Annotated in this window: 17 protein-coding genes and 2 pseudogenes; 13 read left to right on the forward strand and 6 right to left on the reverse strand. The window is 58.2% G+C overall.

The annotated features are described in order from the left end of the window. Both FEE99_RS18330 and FEE99_RS18335 read right to left on the reverse strand, forming a co-directional pair. Window positions 1-1,542 (reverse strand): 3-hydroxyacyl-CoA dehydrogenase, encoded by a 1,542-nt coding sequence (locus FEE99_RS18330; RefSeq protein ID WP_023048092.1) that lies wholly within the window; start codon window positions 1,540-1,542, stop codon window positions 1-3. A 3-nt stretch (window positions 1,543-1,545) separates the two neighbouring features. Beyond that, window positions 1,546-2,331 (reverse strand): enoyl-CoA hydratase, encoded by a 786-nt coding sequence (locus FEE99_RS18335; protein WP_023628973.1) that lies wholly within the window; start codon window positions 2,329-2,331, stop codon window positions 1,546-1,548. 236 nt (window positions 2,332-2,567) lie between these two features. Between FEE99_RS18335 and FEE99_RS18340 the strand changes: the two genes are divergently transcribed. The 4 genes and pseudogenes from FEE99_RS18340 to FEE99_RS18355 all read left to right on the forward strand — a co-directional run bounded on the left by FEE99_RS18340 (window position 2,568) and on the right by FEE99_RS18355 (window position 5,751). Beyond that, window positions 2,568-3,434, forward strand: coding sequence for an IclR family transcriptional regulator (locus FEE99_RS18340; RefSeq protein WP_023048090.1), 867 nt, complete (start codon window positions 2,568-2,570; stop codon window positions 3,432-3,434). 61 nt (window positions 3,435-3,495) lie between these two features. Then, window positions 3,496-4,650 (forward strand): acyl-CoA dehydrogenase family protein, encoded by a 1,155-nt coding sequence (locus tag FEE99_RS18345; protein ID WP_023048089.1) that lies wholly within the window; start codon window positions 3,496-3,498, stop codon window positions 4,648-4,650. A gap of 214 nt (window positions 4,651-4,864) precedes the next feature. Continuing rightward, window positions 4,865-5,320 (forward strand): annotated as a pseudogene (locus FEE99_RS18350) (IS5 family transposase); the annotation flags it as partial. A 233-nt stretch (window positions 5,321-5,553) separates the two neighbouring features. Then, window positions 5,554-5,751: a tautomerase family protein gene (locus FEE99_RS18355; protein WP_023048087.1), complete on the forward strand. Its 198-nt coding sequence runs from the start codon at window positions 5,554-5,556 to the stop codon at window positions 5,749-5,751. A gap of 39 nt (window positions 5,752-5,790) precedes the next feature. Here the strand turns inward: FEE99_RS18355 and FEE99_RS18360 are convergent, their stop codons facing one another. Continuing rightward, window positions 5,791-6,735 carry a LysR family transcriptional regulator gene (locus FEE99_RS18360; protein ID WP_023048086.1) on the reverse strand — a complete coding sequence of 315 codons (945 nt, stop codon included), beginning with the start codon at window positions 6,733-6,735 and terminating at the stop codon, window positions 5,791-5,793. Between the two features lie 103 nt (window positions 6,736-6,838). Between FEE99_RS18360 and FEE99_RS18365 the strand changes: the two genes are divergently transcribed. The 3 genes and pseudogenes from FEE99_RS18365 to FEE99_RS18375 all read left to right on the forward strand — a co-directional run. After that, window positions 6,839-7,468, forward strand: coding sequence for an NADPH-dependent F420 reductase (locus FEE99_RS18365; protein ID WP_023048085.1), 630 nt, complete (start codon window positions 6,839-6,841; stop codon window positions 7,466-7,468). Between the two features lie 83 nt (window positions 7,469-7,551). Beyond that, window positions 7,552-7,956, forward strand: coding sequence for a DoxX family protein (locus FEE99_RS18370; protein WP_023048084.1), 405 nt, complete (start codon window positions 7,552-7,554; stop codon window positions 7,954-7,956). A 291-nt stretch (window positions 7,957-8,247) separates the two neighbouring features. Then, a pseudogene (locus FEE99_RS18375) lies at window positions 8,248-8,422 on the forward strand (transposase); the annotation flags it as partial. Between the two features lie 308 nt (window positions 8,423-8,730). Here FEE99_RS18375 and FEE99_RS18380 read toward each other — a convergent pair. Further along, window positions 8,731-9,525: an SDR family NAD(P)-dependent oxidoreductase gene (locus FEE99_RS18380; protein WP_023628975.1), complete on the reverse strand. Its 795-nt coding sequence runs from the start codon at window positions 9,523-9,525 to the stop codon at window positions 8,731-8,733. 94 nt (window positions 9,526-9,619) lie between these two features. After that, complete coding sequence (locus FEE99_RS18385) at window positions 9,620-9,976, reverse strand: putative quinol monooxygenase (protein WP_023048080.1); 357 nt, start codon at window positions 9,974-9,976, stop codon at window positions 9,620-9,622. Window positions 9,977-10,138: 162 nt separating this feature from the next. Here FEE99_RS18385 and FEE99_RS18390 point away from each other — a divergent pair, with 162 nt between their 5' ends. From FEE99_RS18390 to FEE99_RS18410, 5 genes are all read left to right on the forward strand, one after another. Beyond that, window positions 10,139-11,038: a LysR substrate-binding domain-containing protein gene (locus FEE99_RS18390; protein ID WP_023048079.1), complete on the forward strand. Its 900-nt coding sequence runs from the start codon at window positions 10,139-10,141 to the stop codon at window positions 11,036-11,038. A 462-nt stretch (window positions 11,039-11,500) separates the two neighbouring features. Next, window positions 11,501-12,316: a DODA-type extradiol aromatic ring-opening family dioxygenase gene (locus FEE99_RS18395; RefSeq protein WP_023048078.1), complete on the forward strand. Its 816-nt coding sequence runs from the start codon at window positions 11,501-11,503 to the stop codon at window positions 12,314-12,316. Continuing rightward, window positions 12,313-12,984 (forward strand): alpha/beta hydrolase, encoded by a 672-nt coding sequence (locus FEE99_RS18400; protein WP_023048077.1) that lies wholly within the window; start codon window positions 12,313-12,315, stop codon window positions 12,982-12,984. Before FEE99_RS18395 ends, FEE99_RS18400 begins: the two co-directional genes overlap by 4 nt. Window positions 12,985-12,993: 9 nt before the next feature. Next, window positions 12,994-13,326 carry an ArsR/SmtB family transcription factor gene (locus FEE99_RS18405; RefSeq protein WP_223194054.1) on the forward strand — a complete coding sequence of 111 codons (333 nt, stop codon included), beginning with the start codon at window positions 12,994-12,996 and terminating at the stop codon, window positions 13,324-13,326. Between the two features lie 10 nt (window positions 13,327-13,336). Continuing rightward, window positions 13,337-13,621, forward strand: a complete 285-nt coding sequence (locus tag FEE99_RS18410; protein ID WP_071576115.1) for a LysR family transcriptional regulator — start codon at window positions 13,337-13,339, stop codon at window positions 13,619-13,621. A 298-nt stretch (window positions 13,622-13,919) separates the two neighbouring features. On the opposite strand, the gene FEE99_RS18415 is transcribed toward FEE99_RS18410, so the two are convergent. Continuing rightward, entirely contained in the window at window positions 13,920-14,909 is a 990-nt protein-coding gene (locus FEE99_RS18415) for a site-specific integrase (protein ID WP_023628979.1), read from the reverse strand. A gap of 117 nt (window positions 14,910-15,026) precedes the next feature. Here FEE99_RS18415 and FEE99_RS18420 point away from each other — a divergent pair, with 117 nt between their 5' ends. Next, window positions 15,027-16,145, forward strand: coding sequence for a site-specific integrase (locus FEE99_RS18420; protein ID WP_028688847.1), 1,119 nt, complete (start codon window positions 15,027-15,029; stop codon window positions 16,143-16,145). The last annotated feature ends 244 nt before the right edge of the window (window positions 16,146-16,389 follow it).

A 16,389-nucleotide genomic window follows, 5' to 3' on the forward strand; every position in this document is an offset into this window, starting at 1 on the left:
CTAGCGTTGAGGTTCAGTCGGGAGTGGTTCGTTGTGACGCAATGAAAGGCCCAAGGCGGCCCGTCGCCGCAGCCAGGGACCCGGCCGATAACGGGGATCGCCCGTCAGTTCGGTCATGCGTTCAAGAGTGGTGAGCAAACGCTTGGGCCCGACACTATCGCCCCAGGCCAGCGGACCTTGCGGATAACCAAGACCACGGCGCACGCCTTCATCCAGGTCATCGACACTGGCGATACGCTGCTGAACGATATCGCCCGCCAGGTTGACGATCATGGCCAGTACCCTTTGGGCCACAAAGCCGACACTGTCATTGATCACACTGACGCCCACGCCATCGCGGCCCAACAGCGCATGGGCGGCATCGCGCATGTCGGCATGGGTAGCGGGATTTAGCATCAGCGTGCGGTAGCGGGCGATATCCAGCAGCGGGTCGATGCACACCGTGCGCTCAGGATCGGTGCCAAACAGGCCGACGGCGCCGGTGGCATCCAGACCGTAAGGTGCCAGCAAACACAGGGCCTCGCTGCTTGGGACCGTGCCCTCTTCGACCCGCGCGCCCACCTGCTGAAGAAGCTCGGTGAAACGTGCACGATCCTCGGGGTTTTCAGTGCCAAGCCAAACCGGCGGAAATGCTTCCAGCGCAGGTACTGCCTGTGCGGCGGGTGGATCGATCATCTGGCCGTCGGCGTATCGGTAAAACCCACGCCCGACCTTGCGCCCGACGTAGCCGGCATCCAGCATCTGGCGTGTTAGCGCTGCAGGCCGATACCGCGGTTCCTGGTAGAACTGGTTGTAGATCGACTCAATGACTGGATGGGAAACATCAAGAGCCGTCAGATCAAACAGCTCCAAGGGCCCCATGCGAAAACCCAGACCCTCGCGCAGGATACGGTCTACCTCGGCGGGTTCGGCTACGCCTTCCTTGAGAATTTGCAAAGCCTCAGTGCTATATGCACGGCCGGCGTGATTGATGATGAACCCTGGTGTGTCCTTCGCCCGAATACCCCTATGCCCCATGCGGGCAGCCAGGGCTCGGAGGCTGTCGCCTACCTGCGGGTCAGTCGCCAGACCATCGATGACTTCCACCACTTTCATCAGCGGCACAGGGTTAAAAAAATGAAAGCCAGCGATGCGTTGGGGAAGTCGGCAATTGCGAGCAATGCTGGTGACGGAGAGCGATGAGGTGTTGGTAGCCAGAATGCAGTCATCGGCAACCACGGCTTCCAACTCGGCGAGCAAGCCCTGCTTGGCGTCGAGGCGCTCGATAATGGCTTCCACTACCAGGTCGACGTCGCTCAGTTCCGTAAGGGCGCTCGCCACTTGCACGCGGGAGAGCGTGGCCAGCGCATCGGCGTTGGCAATCTTGCCTTTGTCGACCAGCTTGTCCAACGTGCCTTTCAAGCTTTCGCGGGCGCCCTGCGCAGCGCCTTCGCGACTATCAAACAGCGTGACGCGAATGCCCGCCTGAGCGGCGATCTGAGCAATACCTGTACCCATGACTCCGGCGCCAACAACCGCCATCCGGTTAATTTCACGTGTCATCGCTCATTCTCCTGAGAAGATCGCTTTGCGTTTTTCCAGGAAGGCTTGAGCGCCCTCTTTCTGGTCGCTCGAATCGAATAGCAATTGGAAGGCCTTGCGCTCCAACACCAGCGCGCTCTCCAGCGGCAGGTCAGCACCGGCCAGCATCACTTCTTTGATCTGCGCGACGGCTAGCGGCGGCAAGGCGGCGATTTCAGTGGCCAGCTCTAGTGCACGGACAATGGTCTGCTCGTCGCCCACCACTTCACTCAGCATGCCCATGGCCAAGGCTTGCTGGGCCGAGACCAAGCACCCGGTAAGGGCAATGCGCATTGCCTGGAACTTGCCGACCGCGCGGATCAGACGCTGAGTACCGCCGGCGCCCGGCATCAGGCCGAGTTTGACTTCTGGCTGGCCAAAGCGCGCCGACTCGCCGGCGACGATGATGTCGCAGTGCATGGCCAGCTCACAGCCGCCGCCAAGGGCGAAACCATTCACTGCAGCGATGACCGGCTTGGGGCAGCGGGAGATGGCTTCCCACAGCAGCTCGGTATGGCGCAGGTACATTTCAATCGGGCGCGCTTGGGCAAACTCGCGGATATCGGCTCCGGCCACAAAACAGGTGTCACCGCCGGTAAGTACAATCGCCCGCACCTGCCCATTGCGAGCCAGTGCCCGAAAGTGCTCGGCGAGTTGTTCACGCACCGCGCTATTGAGCGCGTTCTTGGCTTCTGGCCGGTCGATGCGTACGACGGCAACGCCGTCTTCTCGAATTTCCAGGTTCACTACAGATTCAGGTTCGTGACTCATACCCACCTCTAAACACGTTTCGCTATACGAAATTGCATTTCGTATTTACGAGATATCATAGGTAGGGTCGCGAATTCATGTAAATCAGAAATCTGAACTATTTTATTATTTCTTTATTAATCAATATATTATCTATCTAAAAATGAGCGTTTTGCATTTCATCTCGGCTCAAATATAATTTCGCCTGACGAAACGTACTTTTATTTGCTTGCAATTTCCAAAAATGAGGTTCTACCATGGCACGCAACAAAGCGGATCAGCAGAAGGCTGAGAGCAGCACTGGAGCGGATGAAATCGCTTTACTGAAGATGGGCATGCTCGACCCGGCCAGTGCGTCGAGTGAGGACGAAACCAGCGGCCAGTTCGTGACTGCGCTGGCACGTGGGCTGGAGCTGATGCGGTGCTTTACCCCGCGCGACAACGTGCTGGGCAATCAGGAACTGGCGCGGATGACCGGGCTACCCAAGCCGACCGTGACGCGCTTGACCAACACCCTGATGCGCCTTGGCTGCCTCAAGCGTGAGGTGCACTCGGGCAAGTACCAGCTGGATGTCGGTGTGCTGGGGTTCGGCTACGCCATGCTGTCGAATCTGTCGATTCGCTCGGTGGCGCACCCGCTGATGGAAGAGCTGGCCAATCACGCTCAAGCCGCAGTGGCAATGGCGGCCCGGGATCGCCTGCAGATGGTTTACCTGGACGTCGTTCAGGGCCAAGGCAATACCACGATGCGGCGGCAGATCGGCAGCTACTTGCCACTGGCGCAAAGCTCGGCGGGACGCGCATGCCTGGCGGCGATGCCAGAGAGCGAGCGAGAGTTTCTCCTCGACCACATGCGCCAACGCGAAGCAGCACAGTGGCCGGTGATCCGCAAGGGCCTGGATCGCGCGTTTCGCGATTACACCGATTACGGCTTTTGCCTATCGATCGGCGAGTGGCACCGCGACGTCAACTCAGTCGCCGTGCCGCTGTTACACCCGCAGTTCGGGTTACTGACCTTCAACTGCGGTGGACCGAGCTTCCAGCTTCCACGGGACAAGCTCACTGACGATATCGGGCCTCGCCTGATCAACATGGTTAACAACATCGGCGCCGCCGCTCGGTAACCCTTCAGGGTGACGGTGCACCGTACTACATCGGCCCACTTCCGGGCCCAGAGGAGCGCACATGATCCGTGATACCGAAACCCTGCAGATTCTGCTGGATTCTCTTCGCCAGTTCGTCGGTGAGGTACTGATTCCTCGGGAAAACGAGGTGGCTGAAACGGATGCGATCCCTAAGGACATCGTCGATCAGATGCGCGAGATGGGCCTGTTCGGGTTAACGATTCCGGAAGCCTATGGCGGCCTGGGCGTGACTATGGAGGAAGAGGTAAACATCGCCTTCGAGTTGGGTCGCACCTCACCGGCTTTCCGTTCCTACATCGGCACCAACAACGGCATTGGCTCAATCGGCATTTTGCTTGACGGTACAGAGGAGCAGCGCAACCAGTACCTGCCGCAACTGGCAAGCGGCGAGCTGCTCAGCTCGTTCTGCCTGACCGAGCCAGATGCCGGCTCCGATGCGGGCTCGTTGAAAACCAATGCTGTGCGTGACGCTGACAGCTACATCCTCAACGGTACCAAACGTTACATCACCAACGCGCCACACGCGGGCATTTACACGGTGATGGCCCGTACCAACCCGGAAATCAAAGGCGCCTCCGGTATCAGCGCCTTTATCGTTGAGCGCGGCACACCCGGCGTGTCGCTGGGCAAGACGGACCACAAGATGGGCCACAAAGGCGCCCATACCTGCGACGTGATCTTTGAAAATGCGCGAGTGCCCGCCAGCCAGTTGATAGGCGGCGTCGAAGGCGTTGGTTTCAAGACCGCGATGAAGGTGCTGGATAAGGGCCGCCTGCATATCGCTGCACTGAGTGTCGGCGCAGCCGAACGCATGCTGGACGATGCCCTGCACTATGCGCTGGACCGCAAACAGTTCGGCCAGCCCATCGCGGAGTTCCAACTGATCCAGGCGATGCTGGCTGATAGCAAAGCCGAAATCTACGCGGCCCGCTGCATGGTGCTGGATGCCGCGCGCAAGCGCGACGAGGGCAAGAACGTCAGTACCGAAGCCTCCTGCGCGAAGATGTTCTCCACCGAGATGTGCGGTCGTGTCGCCGACCGCTGCGTGCAGATCCACGGTGGCGCCGGCTACGTCAGCGAGTACGCCATTGAGCGCTTCTACCGTGACGTGCGGCTGTTCCGTATCTACGAAGGCACCACACAGATTCAGCAGGTGGTTATCGCCCGTAACATGATCCGCGAAGCGCAGCGGTGACACGGCACCTGCTCTGACACCAGTTGGGCTCCAGTCGCGCCGAGACTCAATAGCGCCACATCCTGGCTTCAAGGTAGTTGTTCGACATGAGTGCGTGTTCCACTGGTGTGGTCCCGAAAGCCTCAGCCTGCGAGCTTCCCGTCAACCTACCCCCAGATGAACTGCGGGGTAGCTGCACGAAACTGGAATTCCAACTACGCCACAGTAGGTCGCACAGCACAGTGCAGGCGCTGCCAGCGGCAACGATGAGGCTATAGGGAAAAGTCGAGCTGGCAATACCAGCAAGATTCACCTGGCGGTGGACGCCCACGGCTTGCCCATCGAGTTTGAAATCACAGGTGGCCAAATCAATGACTGCACTCAGGCACCCGCGTTGATTTCCAAGCTCCCGGCGGCAGAAACCATCGTCGCGGATAAGGGCTATGACAGCGAGAGAATCCGGGAGCAGGTTGAGCTACAAGGGGCCAAGGCCGTGATCCCGAGAAAGCGTAACTCCGTGAAAGGCAACGCGGATCTGGACAGAGGTCTTTACCGCAATCGGCACCTGGTGGAAAACGCCTTTGCCCGGCTGAAGCATTACCGGGCGGTGGCATCTCGATTCGACAAGCTCAAGAGAAATTACGAGAGCGTGGTGGCCATGGCCTGTGCCTTCCTATGGCTACCCATGTGAAATGGCAACAGCCCCTAGCGGTACTTAGCAACTGTTGATCGCCGGTGCGCCGGTAAATGGCGGGCTGATTGGAGAAATAATTTCTACATATAGGCGATTTACAGCGTGTTTATCGCCTTCTGTATCTCTCCTATTCTCTCTCGACTGCTCTGCTGCATTGATTGGCTGAGCCCGGACTGACCGCATGGTTAGCCCTAATCGCGCTAAACCCAACCTGAATAGAGGATCACTCCATGCCCGTTGTACGAGTCAGCTGGTTCGAAGGAAAAGACCACGCCGCGAAGGAAGCTGTCGCTGCAGAAATCACCCAGAGCATCGTGAAAAACACCGGTACCGATGCCAATTACATCTACGTCATTTTTGAAGACGTGGCGCCATCGGATTGGGCCGGTGCAGGCAAGCTGTTCGGCGACGATCCGAAGAAGACCTAAGGTCATTCGGCGTTAATGGCCAGTGGGCTGCAAGGAGTGTTACATCTTCTTTGCAGCCCGGGCTTGGCTCTTTTGTGCTGGGTAGCCGGACTCCCAGTCGACCTGCTCAAACTGTTCGACCAGAAAATTGATAAATGCCCGCACCTTGGATGCCAGGTGTTTGCGGGTTGGGTAGACGGCATAAATACCCAGTTCTACCGAGCGATACTCCGGTAGCAACTCCACCAGATCACCCCGCCGAAGATCCTCACTTACCATAAAGCTTGGCTGCAGCAAAATGCCGCCAGCAGTCAACGCAATAGATCGGCATGTATCACCGTTATTGCAGCGAATGACCGAACGCGTGTTGACCTTATGCTCGCCATCGGGCCCGGTAAAACTCCATTCGTTCCCACTGGAAAAGTTGCTATAGGCAATCACCCGGTGCTCGGCCAGGTCTTGCGGCACTTCTACTGGTGCATGGCTTTTGATGTAGCTCGGGGCTGCACACAGGCGCATCCGCGTGCTGGCAAACCGGCGCCCCACCAGTGAAGAGCTTTCCAACCGGGCGATGCGCACCGCGACGTCATACCCCTCCTCCACCAAATCGACCTGGCGATCGTTCAGGCTGATATCCAGCTCAATCTTCGGGTTTTGCTCCAAAAAGGCAGTCCACAGCGGCGCCAGGTGCAACACACCAAAACTCACCGGCGCATTGACCCGCAGCACGCCGGCAGGCTCATGGTTGCCCGAAGAAACAGCGCTTTCCGCCTCCCCCATCAACGCCAGCACTTCCCGCGCTTGCTGGTAGAAAACCCGTCCTTCTTCGGTCAGTGATAAGCGTCGCGTGGTGCGTTGCAGCAGGCGTACGCCCAGGCGTTCCTCCAGCGCATTTACATGCCTGGAAACGGCGGCCTTGGACATTTCCAGCGCATCGACGGCACCGACAAAGCTGCCCTTGTCGACCACGGCGCAAAACACCTGCATCTCCAACGCGCGATCCATTATTGCCTCACTTATCGGAACTATAAGTCACATTAAATCATGTTTATCTCGTAAATCGAATCTTTAAACTGGATCCCATCACACACAGCACGAGGCAAAAGACATGAACATTACCCTTATCGGTACCGGCAACATGGGCTCGGCTTTCGCTCAACAGTTGTCCCAGTTTGGACACCATGTTCGTATCACCGGCCGTGATCTGGACAAGGCGCACGCCCTCGCCGCGCAGCATCAAAACGTCGAAGCATTCGCCGCTGATCAGGCCCTTGGCCAGAACGAAGTGGTGATCGTCGCCACTGCTTACCAGGACGCCTTAACCGCGCTGAAAAGTCTGGGCAGTCTCGAAGGCAAAGTGGTCATCGACATCACCAACCCGCTGACAGCCGACTACATGGGTCTGACCATCGGCCACAGCACCAGTGCAGCGGAGGAAATCGCCAAGGCGCTGCCAGGTGTGGAGCTGGTCAAGGGCTTCAACACCCTGTTCGCCCAAGTGCTGGCCAGCGGTCCCACATTTGCCAACGAGCAGCAAGGCAGCGTGTTCCTGGCCAGCGATAGCGCACGAGCCAAACAAACCGCCGTTGCTCTTGCGCAAAGCCTGGGTTGGAAAACCGTGGATGCCGGCGGTTTGGTAAACGCGCGTTATCTGGAAGCGTTGGCCGGGTTGAACATCTACCTCGGCTATGGCGCAGGGCTCGGCACGCAGATCGCGCCGGTCTGGCTCAATCGTTAATTCCCACTTACCCAATGCCTGGCGCCACGGCCGAAACAGCTGTGGCCCCGGGCAACCCACACTCCCCGTATTGGAAAACACCCATGACCGCCGCTAGCCGCACCCTCCCCTATGCCGCCCTGGTACTACGCCTAATCCTTGGCGTGATGTTTCTCGCTCATGGCCTGACCAAGCTGCTGGTGTTCACCCCGGCCGGCACAGCAGGTTTCTTTGAGTCCGTTGGCTTCTCCGGCTTTCTTGCCTATCCGGTCATTGCCTTTGAAGTGGTCGGCGGCCTGTTCCTGATCCTTGGTGTACTCGCTCGCTGGGTAGCGGCCCTAGCCACCGTGCAACTGCTGGTGGCAGCAAGCGTGCACTTCGGTAATGGCTGGAGCTTCACCAACGCCAATGGTGGCTGGGAATACCCGGTCTTTCTGGCATTCACTGCACTGGCCTTGGCGCTGCTGGATGACGGAGCCTTCGCCTTGAAACGTTCAGCACGTAACTAACCGCTCGCTGCTTTCGGCCAGGTTGCCTTTGCCGGGTTCTCGCCAAACTTGGCAAGGGTAAAATCCAGAAAGCTTTTCAGCCTTGGTGTCATGCCCCGGTCCGGCGTACGCAGCACATGAAAGGGTCGAGTGGGCATGGGATATCGAGGCAGTTGGACGATCTATCCGCTTGGCTTTCAAGTCTTAAATAAACAAGGTAATCCCCCGGCTTAGCCGAGGGACTCCTTGAGGTTGACCGTGTGATGCGGTCATCAGGAACCTTCTATCTCGACCAAGAGATAGGGGTACCCAATGAGAGATTACCAAAGCCTTGCTCACACGAAGTGGGACTGTAAGTACCACGTTGTATTCATCCCGAAGAGGCGTAAGAAGGCGATCTTCGGAGCGATCCGCAAGCACCTGGGGGGAGGTGCTACATGAGTTGGCGAGGCAGCGTGAGTGCCGGATCGTGGAGGGTCACTTGATGCCAGAGCCGAGCCCGAACGATAATTTCAAGATGGAGCCGGACTAATGCGACGCGTCGTTCAGCCGACGCGTATCCGGACTTTCAATCCGTAATTCACTAACCCACCGACTTCAGTCGGTGGTTGTTTAGTGCTACCACCGGCGTAGACGAACTGATGATTGATGCGCGCATCTACGACCCGACGGCGCGTTGCCGTTCGTATCAACTGGCAGCGGAATCGATTGGAGATCTGCTCACTCACTGACAGCGTGCGCGCCGGTGACCTTCAGGTCACCCGTGCGGAACACACGTGCCAGGTAGTCAAGGGTTCAGAGGATATCGTCCACCACGCCGCCATCGACCCGCAGCGCAGCGCCGCTGGTGGCTGACGCCTGGGTGGAGCAGATATAGACGACCATATTGGCGACCTCATCGACCGTGGCCGCACGTTGAATCAACGAGGTGGGACGGTGGGTCATGACGAATTCGGCAGCGACGGCCTCCAAGGATTTGCCGGAGCGGGCAGACTCTCCTTTGAGCAGCTCAGCCAAGCCATCAGACAGTGTCGGGCCTGGCAGCACGCTGTTAACGGTTACGCCGCTGCCGGCCACACGTTTGGCCAAGCCACGCGACAACGCCAGTTGCGCCGTCTTGGTTACGCCGTAATGAACCATATCGGCCGGGATATTTCGGGCTGACTCCGAGGAGATAAACACCACCCTACCCCAACCTCGTTGGACCATGGCTGGAACCAACGCGCGGCTCAGGCGAACACCGGACATTACGTTAGTTTGCCAATAGTCTTCCCAGCAGTCGTCATCGGCCTCGAAGAAATCGGCCAAACCATAGATGCCGGCGTTGTTGACCAGAATGTCGATGGTGGGAAGCGCAGCTGTAAGAACGCCAACGCCGTCGGCATTGCCCAGATCAGCCGCGACTCCGCTGAAGGTGGCCTGCGGTACCGCTTCGCTCAAACGTGCCAGGGCTTTTTCGACCGAGCTGTCACTCCGCCCGTTGATGATCACGATAGCGCCGGTGAGCGCCAGGCCATGGGCAATGGCGAAGCCGATGCCGCCTGTGGAGGCAGTAACCAAAGCGGTCTTGCCGGCAAGATTGATGTGCATGCGTATTGACCCTCTAGCGCCAGGTAGTACCCGGCAGGTTAGATCGGTTGCTGAATAGTCAGCGGTCTTGTCCGCCGGCTACTGACTGGCGGTGTCAGGTCCGGGTAAACCCATCAAACGGATTCATGTACACCGCGCCAAAGGCATCCAGGTGCTTGCGCGTCGGCGCGTCTGGGTTGCCATAAACTAGCAGGCTGGTGATTTTCACCAGCTCGAGAAACTTTTCGCCGAACGGCGCGAAGGTTTCTTCAATATGGTTAACGACAGCATCGGCACGGTAACGCTCGATAATGTGCACCTCAGTGCGAGCCTCGTTGACGCTGTATTCGTACATCAAGGTGCCAGGCTCTTCGCTCGTAGCGGCGACAATCTTGGCAACCAGCGTTTTAAATTCAGGGAAGTCTTCCGGAGCCAGGCTTAGGGTAAAAATGCTGATGACTTCGTCTTTCATGGGGCGTCCTCACAGAAGTAAATGACCAACCCCATGCGATAGATGCAGAGGGTTGCTGAGTCAGCAGCCATGCTAAGGTAGAGCAGCAAGCTGATAAACAACCTTGAAATCACAGATAGGTAGCGTAATTTGCTACCAACTCTTGCGCCTAGGAAAACGGCAATGACCTCCGAAGATTCCTTCAGCGGCATCCATATTTTTCTCGCCACCGCCCGCTCTGCGACCTTCACAGAGGCAGCCGAGCGCCTGGGGCTGTCCAAGTCGGCCGTAGGTAAGGCGATTGCACGGCTGGAGGCACGGGTGGGTACCAGCCTGTTTTATCGCTCGACCCGCCGCTTGTCCCTGTCTCCGGATGGCGAGGCCTACTTCACCGTGTGGTCCAATGCGCTGGAGGAGATCAAGGCCACCGAGAGCAACCTCGGCAACAAGTTAGGCGTGCCCACAGGGCGCTTGCGGGTGGACATGCCGGTCGCGTTCGGTAAACAGGTGGTACTGCCGGTGCTACTGGAGATGAGCAAACGCTTCCCGCAGTTGCAACTGACCTTGACCTTTAGCGACCAACTGGTGGACCTGACGGAAGAAGGTATCGACCTGGCCATTCGTTTTGGCAGCGTCGACAACGTCCCCGGCCTGGTGGCCAGACGCCTGACGTCACACCGCTGGGTAACCTGTGCAGCGCCGGGTTATCTGGAAGAATATGGTACGCCGTTGACGCTCGAGGACATGGGCCAGCACCGCAGCATCGTCGGCTATCGCCGCGGCAGCCTAATGCCCTGGAAAATGGCCCAGGCCGGGCAATCCTTGAAGTTCTCGCCACCACCGACCTATCAGTTTGACGATGCCGAAGCGATGATTGAAGCCACGCGAGCCGGCCTCGGTATTTGCCAGATGCCGCTCTGTCTATTTGAAAAGGACATCGCCCAGCAGGTTGTTGTTACGGTACTCGAGCCCTTTGAACCGGCGCCTGTCGAGGTCCACGCACTATGGTCGAAGAGCAATCATCTGCGGCCCAAAATTCGTTACCTGGTCGACGAGTTATTGAAGCTGTATGGCCACAGCTAACGGCAGAACGGACAGCTACTGCGCGACCTTGGCGCGGGGTTGATCAACGCCAGCCCCATTAACTCAGGGTGCCACTCAGCAGCCATAGCGATGAGCGCGGACTGATCTGTAACAAAGCCAGGGAGCCCCCAAATACTAGAGCCCGCCGACCAGGGATCTACTCACCAACCTGCGTTCTGGCCAGGCGCAGGGGGCAATATTGGCACCTTGATGTGTAGCTCAGCGCTCCGGCTGGCAGCGGCCTGAAGAGTCGACAAGTGACCGCCAATTATCCCGGTTTTCGAGATAGTTATTCACCAATATCTGAGTTTATCTCCAAAATCGAATCTATAAACTTTGAGCCATCCCCAGCCAATCAGTGCGCTGTGGGTAGGCAGGTCAGTGAGCGGCGCACACGCTTTGCAACGCCGATCAGTCCACCTCTTGCTGCTGCGGCCCCAATATCTAAGCAGGATTTCAACCATGAGTCTGGCCTATCCAGTGTTGTTCGTGTCCCACGGAGCACCAACCTTTGCCATCGAACCCGGCCAGGCCGGGGCACGCCTGGCTGAGCTAGGCCGAGCGCTGCCACGGCCTAGCGCCATCGTAATCGTCTCTCCTCACTGGATGACCCGTGGGAGCGTGCGTGTAGGCAGCAGCAAGGCGCCGGAAACCATTCACGACTTCGGAGGCTTTCCGCAAGCACTGTATCGCCTGCAATACCCTGCAACCGGCAATCCTGCATTGGCCGAGCAAATCTGCAACCTGCTTTCCCGCAATGGGATTGCCGCAACTACCGAATCGAATCGAGGCCTGGACCACGGCGCCTGGGTGCCGTTGCTGCACCTATTGCCCACTGCGGATATCCCGGTGGTCCAAGTGTCCATGCCCCACCCGCTCAATCCATTGGGTGCCTGGCAGCTTGGCCAGGCACTCAAGCCGCTGCGCGATCAGGGCGTGCTGATCATTGGCTCCGGCAGTCTGACCCATAACCTTTATGAGTTCCGTAGCAACTACGGCGACCCGGCTGAGTACGTAGCGCGTTTTTCCGACTGGATCCGTGACGCCCTGCAAGCCGGTGACCTGCCAGCGCTGCTCGCCTACCGCCGCAATGCCCCGGAGGCCGAGCGTGCGCACCCCAGTGAAGAACATTTGTTGCCGCTATTTCTGGCGCTCGGTGCCGCAGGCGAGCACTACGCCGTGGATGTGCTAGAGGGCGGTGTCGCCGACGGCGTACTGGCTATGGACAGCTACCTGTTCAAAAGCCCAACCGCCACTCAGGAGATTACTCAAGCATGAACCTGCCACTAGCCATTTCAGAACTGCAGCAAGAACCGCAATCCGGCCTTGTCTATCGTCGGGTAATCCGTGCTGCTGCCCCTCGTGCACGTCTCCTGCTATTGCATGGTGTAGGCGGTAATGAAACCAATCTGGCAGGCCTTTCCGGCTTTATCCCAGAAGGAATTGAAATATTGCTGGTACGCAGCCGCCTGCAAATCGCAGCTGAGGGCTTTGCCTGGTTTCAGGTAAATTTCACCAACGAAGGCCCGGTGATCGTTGAAGAGCAAGCGGAAACCAGCCGCCAGAAACTAGTGGAGCTTGTAACTGCCTTACCACAAATGCCTACAGTGATAGCTGGCTTTAGCCAGGGCGGTATTCTCAGTGCAAGCGTCGGGCTTAGCGCCCCTCATTGCGTGCTAGGCTTTGGCTTGTTCAGCGGCAGAATTCTCCCTGAGCTGGCACCACACATTGCCAGCGCTCAAGCATTGAGTTCGCTATCGGCGTTTATTGCTCATGGCTATGGTGATAACAAGCTCCCCGTGTCTTGGGCACAAAAAGCGGATGCCTGGTTGCACCAACTGAACGTGCATCATGAAACATACCTGTACGACATGGGCCACGAAATCACCAATGAAGAAGTGGAAGATTTCATTCAGTGGCTGAAGCCTGTATTGAACATCGCCTGAGCGACCTTGATGGTGAACTCCCGCAGTAAACTTACGGAAGTGGATCTACTTCTTAAAGCGTTAGCCAGCCCCCAGCGCCGGTTGATCCTTGAGTGGCTCCGTGACCCAGAGAAACACTTTCCGCAGCAGGAACATGCATTCCTGCTCGGTGTGTGTGCCGGCCAGATTGAGCGCAAGTGCAAGTTGGCCCAATCGACCGTGTCCGATCACTTGCGCACGCTGCATCGCACAGGATTGATTACTTGCCAAAAGCTCGGCCCGATCCATTTTTTTCAAACGCTGCGAATACACCATCGAAATGCTGGTGAAAACATTGAAAGCGATGCTGTAAAGGGGATTTGAGAGCTCTGCCATGACTATTCGCGAGGACACATTTGCATCCATCGATCTCAATTTATTGGTGGTTTTTATGTGTATTTACAAGGAACAAAGTATAACGTTAGCAGCCAAGAGTCTTGGCGTAACACAGCCAGCCGTAAGCAATTCGCTGGTCAAGCTACGTGACAAATTTAATGATCCGCTCTTTACTCGTTCGGGCAGGGGTATTGTGGCAACACCGAAAGCGAAAAAAATTGCTTCTGAATTATGTCCAGCGATGAGACTGATTACAGCCACACTAGCATCGAACTTTAGATAATCCTCTTTGCAGCAGAGCACTATTGGCCTGCTCTAACCTCTCATGACTGGCGGTGTCAGGTGGACTGACAGATGACTGGAGTCTATGTCGCTGGTGGCATCATGTTATGCCGACGCAAGCTGAACATTCCTGTCTGTAATTGAGCAATCATCTGATGGCGAACTCTCATGGTTTACCGTCGCCCTTTCGATACGTATCAATAACACCAGCCACATCAAGGCCAAAGCCCAGCATTGGGTGTAATTGCTCCGCGGAAACAAAGCAGCCATCACCGGAAGTGCTGAATGGCTTGAGGCGGTCAACTGCCCGGCAGTGCAATTGGACGAGGCAAACTCGACAAAGCCTCCGCCTCCAGGCCTGGCACCATCGGCCGCAGTTGCCCGGGGAAAAAGCCGGTGCTGTCCACATAGAGCAGTACCGACTTGGCATCGCGCCAACCGACATAGCCCATCAACGCCTTCTGGTCCCAGCCACTGCGCGTGGCCCAGGTGGCAAAGCCACGGCGTAGGGAGTGGCTGCTATACAACTCGGCGGGCAATCCGGCCGCTTTCAGTACCGCCCGCAGCAGCGGGATGACGCTGTGCGGGTGCAGGCCCTGCTCGCGCAGGTGACCCCAGCGGTCAATGCCGCGGAACACCGGACCGCGGGCGATGCCGGCGACACAGATCCAGTCGTTGTAGGCCTGCACCGGGCAGAGGCGGGCCAGCGCCGGCGCACTGTAGGTCTGTCCCTGGTTGTCACGGTCGCCCTTGCTCCACGGCAGGAACAGCTGCATGCCCTCCCCCGGCCGTACCTGGATGTGCTCGACCTGCAGGCGGCACAGTTCGTCGCTGCGAAAGGCGCGCCAGAAGCCGATCAGCAGCAATGCGCGATTACGCCAGCAGCGCAACAGCTGCGGCAGGTCGCCCTCGTCCAGTGCTTTCTCGCCCGCCCGCTCCAGCCACGCCACGCACTGCTCCAGTTCGCGCAGCTGCAGCGGTTCGGCCTGCTTCTCCGGCTTCGGGTGCAAGGTACGAATGCCCTTGAGGATCTGACGAACCAGCGGGGTCTTGGTCGGATCCGGGAAGCCCTGGCTGACATGCCACTGCGCCAAGGCCGCCAGGCGCAGCTTGAGGGTGTTGCTGGACAACGTGGCGGCGTGATCGACCAAGTAACGCACGATGGCATCGCTGGTCGCCGGCAGAAAGCCGCCCCAGGCGACCTCGAAGTGCTCGAGCGCTTGCCGGTAGCTGCGCCGGGTGTTGGGGCGGGTACCGGCCTGCAGGTACCGCTCGATCTCGTGGCTCATCGACGCACATCCCCTTGATGTACTGGTGAGCGACTGCCAAACGACGAAAAAATCGCCTCACCTTGGATAATTAAAGATTATCCGACCTTATTTATTGGATAGTGGAAATATAATACGTTGGACGTATCATATATTACTGATCAGATGCCGTTGATCGACGAGCCCACCCTAGACCCCAGTAGATTGGCGTTGAAGGCTCAGGAGGCGGCCGCAGGCTTTGTTGCCAGCGGCACCGCCGAAAACACGGTACGGAGCTATCGCAGCGCCCTCGCCTACTGGTCGGCTTGGCTGCACCTGCGCTACGGCGTTGCGATGGGCGATGCGCCTGTACAGTCGACTGTAGTCATTCAGTTCGTGGTGGATCACCTGGCGCGCCCACTGGCAAATGGTGCATGGACCTATCTGCTACCGCCGACCATCGATGCCGCGTTAGTCGCGGCACGTGTGAAGGCAAAGCCGGGACCTCTGAGCTACAACACGGTATGTCATCGGCTTTCGGCACTGGGCAGGTGGCATCGCTTCAACAACTGGGAAAGCCCAACTGAAGCACTGGCAGTGAAAACGCTGCTGCGAGATGCGCGAAAAGCCCAGGCGCGCCAGGGGGTAGTTGTCCGCAAAAAGACGGCAGCTGTGGTGGAGGCTCTGGAGGCCATGTTGGCGACCTGTACGGATGGCATTCGCGGTACTCGTGATAGCGCCCTCCTCCTGATGGCGTGGAGTGGCGGCGGGCGTCGTCGATCCGAGGTGACCGGCCTGCAGGTCGACGATGTGCGCAAACTGGATGAAGACACTTGGCTCTATACGCTGGGCGTCACCAAAACAGACACCACGGGATCCCGTCGCGAAAAACCTCTGCTGGGTCGCGCTGCACACGCGTTGACGGCTTGGCTCATCGCCGCGCCCGCCGATACCGGTCCGCTTTTTCGGCGCCTCTACAAGGGCGGCAAAGTCAGCCCGTTCGGACTATCGTCTGATCAGGTAGCACGGATCGTTCAGCGCCGCGCCAAATTGGCTGGCCTCGACGGCGACTGGGCCGCGCACAGCTTACGCTCGGGCTTTGTAACGGAAGCGGGTCGCCAGGGGGCCCCATTGGGTGAAGTGATGGCCATGACTGAACATCGCAGTGTCGAAACCGTTATGGGCTACTTCCAAGCCGGAGTGCTGCTGAGCAGCCGCGCCTCGATGTTGCTTCAACCCCTGCCCGCCCCATCAGGCCCAACCAACCAGCCTGACTAGCGGTCGACGCACCGCGTCGGAAAATGCCGCGCACGCGTGTCCTATTGAGAGGTGGAGCTCCTGGTTATGAGTCCATTGCACGGTAGCGGAATTGATGCGCAACCCCAGCTGGGCACTCGCAACTCCGGGTGTAACCAATACATGACCGCATGGCGACGCCCAAGCAGCCAGCATCTCAGCATGCTTCGTCTACTCGGGTAGTTAAGCAAACAGCTGGCGGCCCTGCGCTAGACAGCGAAGGCTC

Source organism: Pseudomonas sp. ef1 (genome assembly GCF_007293365.2).
Lineage (GTDB): Bacteria > Pseudomonadota > Gammaproteobacteria > Pseudomonadales > Pseudomonadaceae > Aquipseudomonas > Aquipseudomonas siliginis.

What these genes read in the sequence shown, in the direction of transcription:
- FEE99_RS18330 (WP_023048092.1), bottom strand. Translation starts at nt 1,542, where the DNA reads ATGACACGTGAAATTAACCGGATGGCGGTTGTTGGCGCCGGAGTCATG.
- FEE99_RS18335 (WP_023628973.1), bottom strand. Translation starts at nt 2,331, where the DNA reads ATGAGTCACGAACCTGAATCTGTAGTGAACCTGGAAATTCGAGAAGAC.
- FEE99_RS18340 (WP_023048090.1), top strand. Translation starts at nt 2,568, where the DNA reads ATGGCACGCAACAAAGCGGATCAGCAGAAGGCTGAGAGCAGCACTGGA.
- FEE99_RS18345 (WP_023048089.1), top strand. Translation starts at nt 3,496, where the DNA reads ATGATCCGTGATACCGAAACCCTGCAGATTCTGCTGGATTCTCTTCGC.
- FEE99_RS18355 (WP_023048087.1), top strand. Translation starts at nt 5,554, where the DNA reads ATGCCCGTTGTACGAGTCAGCTGGTTCGAAGGAAAAGACCACGCCGCG.
- FEE99_RS18360 (WP_023048086.1), bottom strand. Translation starts at nt 6,735, where the DNA reads ATGGATCGCGCGTTGGAGATGCAGGTGTTTTGCGCCGTGGTCGACAAG.
- FEE99_RS18365 (WP_023048085.1), top strand. Translation starts at nt 6,839, where the DNA reads ATGAACATTACCCTTATCGGTACCGGCAACATGGGCTCGGCTTTCGCT.
- FEE99_RS18370 (WP_023048084.1), top strand. Translation starts at nt 7,552, where the DNA reads ATGACCGCCGCTAGCCGCACCCTCCCCTATGCCGCCCTGGTACTACGC.
- FEE99_RS18380 (WP_023628975.1), bottom strand. Translation starts at nt 9,525, where the DNA reads ATGCACATCAATCTTGCCGGCAAGACCGCTTTGGTTACTGCCTCCACA.
- FEE99_RS18385 (WP_023048080.1), bottom strand. Translation starts at nt 9,976, where the DNA reads ATGAAAGACGAAGTCATCAGCATTTTTACCCTAAGCCTGGCTCCGGAA.
- FEE99_RS18390 (WP_023048079.1), top strand. Translation starts at nt 10,139, where the DNA reads ATGACCTCCGAAGATTCCTTCAGCGGCATCCATATTTTTCTCGCCACC.
- FEE99_RS18395 (WP_023048078.1), top strand. Translation starts at nt 11,501, where the DNA reads ATGAGTCTGGCCTATCCAGTGTTGTTCGTGTCCCACGGAGCACCAACC.
- FEE99_RS18400 (WP_023048077.1), top strand. Translation starts at nt 12,313, where the DNA reads ATGAACCTGCCACTAGCCATTTCAGAACTGCAGCAAGAACCGCAATCC.
- FEE99_RS18405 (WP_223194054.1), top strand. Translation starts at nt 12,994, where the DNA reads ATGGTGAACTCCCGCAGTAAACTTACGGAAGTGGATCTACTTCTTAAA.
- FEE99_RS18410 (WP_071576115.1), top strand. Translation starts at nt 13,337, where the DNA reads ATGACTATTCGCGAGGACACATTTGCATCCATCGATCTCAATTTATTG.
- FEE99_RS18415 (WP_023628979.1), bottom strand. Translation starts at nt 14,909, where the DNA reads ATGAGCCACGAGATCGAGCGGTACCTGCAGGCCGGTACCCGCCCCAAC.